The organism is Clostridiales bacterium (assembly GCA_018333995.1).
In the GTDB taxonomy this organism is placed as follows: domain Bacteria; phylum Actinomycetota; class Coriobacteriia; order Anaerosomatales; family SLCP01; genus JAGXSG01.
Map to the genome: position 1 here is coordinate 100,204 of JAGXSG010000022.1, position 7,134 is coordinate 107,337.

At 62.0% G+C, this 7,134-nt stretch carries 9 protein-coding genes; all 9 read right to left on the reverse strand.

What is annotated here, in order from left to right; all coding sequences use genetic code 11:
- Positions 1-143: 143 nt before the first annotated feature.
- The gene (locus KGZ40_06755) at positions 144-446 is read right to left on the reverse strand and encodes a hypothetical protein (protein ID MBS3957211.1); all 303 of its coding nucleotides are present in this window, start codon (positions 444-446) and stop codon (positions 144-146) included.
- Positions 447-514: 68 nt separating this feature from the next.
- Entirely contained in the window at positions 515-946 is a 432-nt protein-coding gene (locus KGZ40_06760; protein MBS3957212.1) for an SH3 domain-containing protein, read from the reverse strand.
- A complete protein-coding gene (locus tag KGZ40_06765) occupies positions 943-1,518 on the reverse strand; it encodes a hypothetical protein (GenBank protein MBS3957213.1) in 576 nt (191 codons plus the stop codon). Before KGZ40_06765 ends, KGZ40_06760 begins: the two co-directional genes overlap by 4 nt.
- A gap of 21 nt (positions 1,519-1,539) precedes the next feature.
- Positions 1,540-2,844, reverse strand: a complete 1,305-nt coding sequence (locus KGZ40_06770; protein MBS3957214.1) for a phenylacetate--CoA ligase — start codon at positions 2,842-2,844, stop codon at positions 1,540-1,542.
- Positions 2,841-3,593, reverse strand: a complete 753-nt coding sequence (locus tag KGZ40_06775; GenBank protein MBS3957215.1) for an ABC transporter ATP-binding protein — start codon at positions 3,591-3,593, stop codon at positions 2,841-2,843. Before KGZ40_06775 ends, KGZ40_06770 begins: the two co-directional genes overlap by 4 nt.
- The gene (locus tag KGZ40_06780; protein MBS3957216.1) at positions 3,583-4,356 is read right to left on the reverse strand and encodes an ABC transporter ATP-binding protein; all 774 of its coding nucleotides are present in this window, start codon (positions 4,354-4,356) and stop codon (positions 3,583-3,585) included. The genes KGZ40_06775 and KGZ40_06780 overlap by 11 nt, the downstream gene beginning before the upstream one ends.
- Positions 4,353-5,339, reverse strand: a complete 987-nt coding sequence (locus KGZ40_06785) for a branched-chain amino acid ABC transporter permease (protein MBS3957217.1) — start codon at positions 5,337-5,339, stop codon at positions 4,353-4,355. The genes KGZ40_06780 and KGZ40_06785 overlap by 4 nt, the downstream gene beginning before the upstream one ends.
- 7 nt (positions 5,340-5,346) lie before the next feature.
- Positions 5,347-6,228 (reverse strand): branched-chain amino acid ABC transporter permease, encoded by an 882-nt coding sequence (locus KGZ40_06790; protein MBS3957218.1) that lies wholly within the window; start codon positions 6,226-6,228, stop codon positions 5,347-5,349.
- 4 nt (positions 6,229-6,232) lie between these two features.
- Positions 6,233-7,134, reverse strand: a 902-nt coding sequence (locus KGZ40_06795) for an ABC transporter substrate-binding protein (protein MBS3957219.1), incomplete at its 5' end; no start/stop codon positions are given.

Sequence of the window (7,134 nt, forward strand, 5' to 3'; positions counted from 1 at the left end):
CTCGCAGGACAGGCCCCTGATCGCAATCGCGCGGTCGGGGCCTGTCCCGTCGCGCGGCCGTTCCTGTCAGCGGTTTCGTTCTGCCTCGTATGTCTGATAATGTATCTTATGTTACGTCACGAACGGTTAGCGCAATTCCCCAATCACCGGAGATACCGCTCCTCAAACGTAGAGCGCGTCATCTCATCGAGGTCCTCCTGCACCCGTTCAAGAGCGGCGAGCGCCTCTTCTCGCGTGGCATAGCGCCCTGCCACGTGCACGACATCCTCATTGTCCATTTCAACAGCTTCCAGCAGCCACTCCTCGTCCGCACCGAGTTCTGGCGGTGGAGGCTTACGGTACAAGATGTCGTCGTGCCACTCGAAATCCAGACCTGTCGGCGCTTCGATGAGGGTAAGACGGAGTCGAAAGAAGTCAGCTGCCTGACCAATGATCCGAGTCAACACGTCCTCCTCTATTTGATCTCGTGAAATCCGCAGGTCACGCGTAGCCAGCCGGTGACTCGCTCAGCGACCTACCGGACCTCGGTGTACTGTTCACTTGCCGAGACGTACCCTTCGACCCCGTTCCGGTCTCGCACGCGATGCCAACCGTCGGCTGTACCGAGGTGCTCCAGCTCCGTCCCGCGGCTTAGCCCCCCAATGAGCTCGCCTTCCCGCGATGGCTGCCGACGGAAGTTGAGCCCCTCTATGAGGACAACCACACTTTTCCCTGACGCATCCGGGGTCGGCGGTGAGGCCTGTGCGCCGTCACCGCCATCTTCGCCGGCCTGTGCGCCATCACCATCGGCCTCGGCAGGAGCCGCCGTTTCCGTCGTCTCGCCACCTTCGGGGCCAGCATCCCTGGCCTCGCGATACTCACCCCACCAGTTCCACGCAAGCGAGGCGATGATGAGCATGCCGATCAGACCGAGTACCGTGCGAACCGGTCGTGACACGTCTGTCATATGTACAACCCTCCGCCGTACACCGACGCCTCGTCGAGATCATAGCGTTCACACGCATCCCGAACATACCCATCAGCAGCGGAGAACACTCTCTCAAGCCTATCTAGGTCGATCCGCGCGAGAGCATCGAACACCACCTCCGGATCGTCTGACTCCCCTACCCTTCCGGCCTCCTCGGCCACAACGAACGCCGCGTCGGCCAGGCCCTCAGCGGCTCGCCAGAGCGGTTGAGGAAGTGGCATCGTGTCAAGCTCATCGGCGGCCAGCCTCATCCGGTTTGCGGTCTCAACGAGCACCCTGCGGTCTTCAGACTCCGGATGCGTGGCAAAGTAGGTAAACCGGGCGTCATCTTCATCGGCGAGGTGCCGGACAACCGCTTCAAGTGTGCGGCGGCTCGCATGAACGCCTTCCCTGCGCCCGACGACCTTCACAAGCTGGTTGCGAACGATGTTACGCCAGCTAAGCCATACGGCGAAGGTGAATGCGACGAGCAGAGTCGCGGCAGAAGCCGCGGCCGCAACCCAAGCCCACGTGGGCGCTGAAGACACATCGAGCACTTTGTCCGATCCCATCGCCGCGTTTAAGCGCCATCACTAGCAACCGTCACCACGCTGGTCGAGCACCCGTATCGACTTTCCGGAACTCCGCTCGATCGAGCCTGGCTCTACGAGGGTGACTTTCACATGAAGCCCGAGCACGTTGTGAAGGCGTTCGGCCACGTTCTTCGAGAAAGCGACCATATCAGCCATGATATCCGAAAACACCTCGTCGGCCACTTCTACACGTACCTCAAGGTCGTCGAGACCATGCTTACGGTCGACCACGATGAGGTAGTGCGGACGCACCCCCTCGATCTGGTAGAGCACGTCTTCGACCTGGCTCGGAAAAACGTTCACACCTCTGATGATGAGCATGTCGTCGGTTCTCTCGCGCACCTTGCGCATACGCGCGGAAGTCCTGCCGCACGCGCAAGGCGTCCGGTCGATCACGGTGAGATCGTGTGTACGGAACCTGAGAACCGGGAACGCCTCCTTAGTGAGCGAGGTGAGCACGAGTTCTCCCTCCTCCCCGTCGGGCAGAGGCTCTCCAGTCGCCGGATCGACCACTTCTGCCAGGAAATGGTCTTCTGCGATATGGAGACCGACCCGGAACTCGCACTCACCAGAGACACCGGGTCCCATCACCTCGGATAGCCCGTAGTTGTCGGTGGCGACGACACCAAGTCGCCGCTCGATCTCGTCCCGGACCGCTTCCGAGCACGGTTCAGCCCCGAACAGCCCGAGGCGAAGCGGGAGCGATGGCACATCTATGCCCATTTTCTCCGCGACTTCAGCGATGTAGAGAGCGTAGCTCGGCGTGGAGACGAGGACCGTCGTGCCAAAGTCAGCCATCATCATGAGATGACGTTCGGTGTTGCCCGCGCTCGCCGGGATGACCGTGGCTCCGGCACGCTCGATGCCGTAGTGCATGCCAAACCCACCGGTGAACATCCCGTACCCGAAGGCCATCTGAACGAGGTCGGTATGCACGACACCCGCCGCGGTCGCCACTCGGGCGGTGAGCTCGGTCCACGTGGCGATATCGCCTTTCGTGTAGCCGACCACGATCGGCTTTCCGGTGGTGCCAGATGATGAGTGAATGCGAACCACCTGATCGAGCGGAACCGCGAACAACCCGAATGGGTAGGTGTCGCGCAGGGCCGTCTTGTCGGTGAATGGCAACGTGCGCACGTCTGCAAGTTCGCGAATGTCTCGTGGACGCACACCGGCGCGTTCGAGAGCATGACGGTAGTACGGCACGCGCTCGAATACCCACGCGACGGTCGAACGCACCCTCCTTAACTGCAGGGCCTCAAGCGACGCGCGGTCGATCGACTCGTACTCGGGGTTCCAGATCATCGCTCGCCACTCCCCTTCCCGCTCCAAGCGCCCAGGTAGATGAGGCGCACATCATCGTCAGCGAGCAACCGATCCGCGGTGCCCTCAAGCGCGATACTCCCGGTGCGCATCACGTAGCCCCTATCAGCATGCTTCAGTGCGAGGCGGGCATCTTGCTCGACAAGGAGTATGGTGAGCCCGTCAGCCCTGAGCCGCTCCAGCGCTTCGAATATCTCGGCAATCACCCGAGGCGCGAGTCCGAGAGACGGCTCGTCTAGCAGAAGCACGCGCGGGCGGCTCATGAGACCCCGTGCGATAGCTAACATCTGCTGCTCGCCGCCGGACAGAGTCGCCGCTGTCTGGTCTTTGCGCTCACCTAGCACGGGAAACAGATCGAAGACGTGTGTGCGCTCCGCCAAGAACTCATCGGCGGAGTTGATGTGCGCCCCGAGCCGCAGGTTCTCATCGACCGTCATCGGCGCGAAGAGCATCCGCCCCTCGGGCACCAGCGAGATGCCCTTTCGCAGCGCACGCTCGGGCGAAATTCGCGTGATGTCCTCGCCAAAGAAGTGAACGGAGCCGCCGCTTAGATGAACGAGGCCGACGATCGCTTTGAGTAGAGTCGACTTGCCCGCGCCATTGGCGCCGATGAGCGTCACGAGCTCACCTTGCGCCACATGCAGATCGACTCCTCGCAACACGTCAACCCTGCCGTAGCCAGCGTTAAGACCTCGGACATCGAGAGGATGTGCGCCCGCCTCAGACCTCATCGGTGTCCTCCTCGCCAAGATACGCCGCTATGACGAGCGGGTCTTTCTGAATGAGTCGCGGCGGACCTTCGGCGATCTTGCTTCCTCGGTCAAGAACGACAATCTCGTCAGAGACCTCCATCACGAGCCCCATGTCGTGCTCGACCACGACGATCGTCGTACCTTGATCGCGGATGCGGTAGAGCGCTTCGGCGAGCGCGGTCGTCTCGGCGGTGTTGAGCCCGGCGGCTGGCTCGTCGAGCAGAAGCAATCGCGGACGTGTGGCAAGCGCGCGTGCAATCTCAACCAGACGCCTGAGGCCGTGAGGCATGTCCGCTGCGAGAGCGGTGGTCCATGAAGCCAGGCCGACGAGACGTAGCAGGCGCTCCGCTTCGGCGGTCACCTCTCGCTCCTCTCGCACGGTCCACGAAAGCCGGAGCGCCGCCGCGAGAAACCCCGTCTTCGTGACGGCGTACGCCCCCGTCTTGACGTTGTCCAGCGCACTCATGTCCTCAAACAGCCGAGTGTTCTGAAACGTCCGCGCTACTCCCCGCCGCACGATTCGATACGCGCGCTCTTCCGTGATCTCTGAACCCTCAAAGAGAACACGGCCTTCATCGGGATGATCAAACGCGGTGATGACGTTGAACAACGTCGTCTTGCCGGCGCCGTTGGGGCCGATGATGGCTTTGATCTGTCCATCGTGTACGTCGAATGACACGTTATCGACGGCGGTGAGTCCACCAAACCTGCGTGTCACTCCCCTAACCTGCAAGACGCTCACGATGCCGCACCCCGCTTGCCGGTGTATTTGCGGATGAGCGCTCCGATACCGCCAGGCATGAACACCATGACCGCTATGATCGTCAGCCCGTAGATGTCCTCTTCCCACTTCTGGATGGTCTCCAGCGCGGTGCGAGAGATTCCCGGGACCACTGCATCGATGTACGGAATAAGTGACAGCACGACGGTGGAGATTACCGGACCAACAAGTGAGCCCGTTCCGCCAAGGACCGTCATCGCGACGAGCAGTACGGATACGTGCAGCGAGAACGTCGACGGGGAGACGAATCCGACGACATGTGCGTAGAGCGCTCCAGCAAGCCCGGCAAGCGCCGCTGAGATGACGAATACGCGAACCTTGACTCCGGTGATGTCGATCCCGCACGCGATGGCCCCGAGCTCCGAGCCATGAAGAGCGCGCATCGCTCGGCCAGCGCGTGAATTGACGAGGTTCGCGGCAAGGAGCAGCACGATTGCGGCTACCGCCCAGACGAGCCAGTACGCGTCTCGCGCCGAGTCGAACAGGAGCGGCCCAACAGCCGCGTGGGGAATCCCCGCGAGTCCATCAGGACCCCCAGTGATTCCACGCGCCTCGACAAAGGCTACCCGCATGATCTCCCCAAATCCGAGAGTGGCCATCGCGAGATAGTGTCCCTTGAGGCGAAGCGAGGGAATAGCGAGCAAGAATCCCCCAGTCGCGGTGAGCGCGACAGCGAGGGCAACCCCTCCCAGCCACGGCCAGCCGAGCTGCATGACCGCAAACGCGCACGTGTACGCGCCTATCCCGTAAAACGCCGCGTGCCCCAGCGATACTTGGCCCGCATAGCCAAAAAGAAGCGCCATCCCCGCGATGATGATGACGTTGACCCCGGTGAACGTGAACACGCGCAACACGTAACGCTCGGAGGTCAGCATGGGAAGCGCCGCTACGGCGGCGAACGCAAGTACGAGAAGCACGAGCCTGATGTCGATACGGGCACGCACGTCGCCCCTACACCTTCTCCCGGCTTGAACGTCCAAACAGTCCTTGCGGTCGCCAGAAGAGGACCGCGAGCAGGACCAGAAGTGAGATCGCGTCTTTGTATGTCGATGAGATGAACGCGATCGACATCGACTCAAGAAGGCCCAGAGTTATACCGCCCGCGACCGCCGCCACAGGATTGCCAAGCCCGCCGAGGATCGCCGCTGCGAACCCCTTGATGCCCACGCTCGGACCCACGTTGAATGCTGTCTGGGTGAGCGGAGTGACCGCAAGACCGGCGAGCGCGCCGAGTGCCGCGGCGAGAACGAAGCTCATTGTCACGATGCGACGGGTGTCGATACCTACGAGTCTGGCCGCGTCACGACTGACGGCGCACGCCCGCATGGCGCGGCCAAGGCCCGTGCGATTATAGAGGTACCACAATCCCGCCACAGCCATGACCGTCAGGCCAAGAATCCACAGGGATTGGATCTCAAGCATCGCACCAAATATGGAAACTGTTCCTGTGCCACTGAACGCCGGAAGGGCCTTCTCGAGCGGACCGAACAGGTGACGCGCGAAAGAGGAGAGCACCATCGAGCCGCCCACCGTGATAATGATGAGCGCGAGCGGATCTCCATCGGAGCGCGGTCTGATCGCCGTCAGTTCGAACAAGCCGCCAACAAGCGCGGTCGCGGCGACACCAAATACGGCGGCCAGCGGAAGCGGAAGGCCGAGGCCCGCGTAGGCCCATACCGACAACATCCCTCCGAGCATGTAGAACTCACCTTGCGCGAAGTTTATGACCCCGGTGGCCGCGTACACGATGGTAAAGCCGAGCGCCACGAGTGCATAGATGGCGCCGCTCTTCAAGCCCGCGAGTGCGAACTGCAGCAGCTCGACGTCTCCCACGCTGCTAGCGGCCCTTCTCGGCAGGTATCCACTCACCGTCGATGATGGTGTACATGGTCAGGGCATCCTCGGACATGCCGTTATGGTCCGTGGCCGAAAACGTGAACGTGCCGCCAATCGCCACAAGCCCGCTCGTGGCTTCAATTTCGTCCCGCAGCGCTTCAGGGGTGAGGTCTCCCGATACCCGGCGTGCTGCTTCGACCGTGATATGAAGGGCGTCGTAGGCGTGACCTGCGAAGATGTCGGGTTCCACACCCCATCGCGCAGTGAAGCGCTCTATGAACGCGGTCGCGACATTGTATGCTTCCGTGTCCTCACCGTACGTCTCGGGAGCCAGAATGTGACCCGCCGCGAACATAAAACCTTCAGCGGCCTCGCCCGATCCCTCGAGAAACTCTCGCCGCGCATTGCCAGGCGCACCGTAGAACGGGAGCGGGTCCGCCGCTCCGAGTGCCGCGTTGTTCTTCATGATGGTGGCCGCCTCTGCACCTGCGGACCACATGAGCACGGCATCCGGATCGGCAGCCCGTATCTTCGTCAGCTGGGAAGTCATAACGGTGTCACCCCGGTTGAACTGCTCCGTGGCAACAATCTCGATGCCAAAACGCTTCACGTTTGCTTCAGTCACACTCTGTCCATCAACACCGTATCCACCGGATTCGGAGATGAGCGCGAGGCGGGTGACGCCAGCCTCCTGTAGCGCACGCAAAGTGAATGGGACAACCACCCGGTTAGGCCACGGGGTCTGGAAGACCCACGGACTCAACTGGTCGGTGACCACAGAGCCGCCAGCCAAAGCTATCTGGGGCACCTCGGCGCGCTCAATCTCGGTGCGCATCGCCATCGACTGCGCGGTACCACTCCCGCCGATAACCGCGAGAACGTCTTCTTGCTCGATGAGGCGGG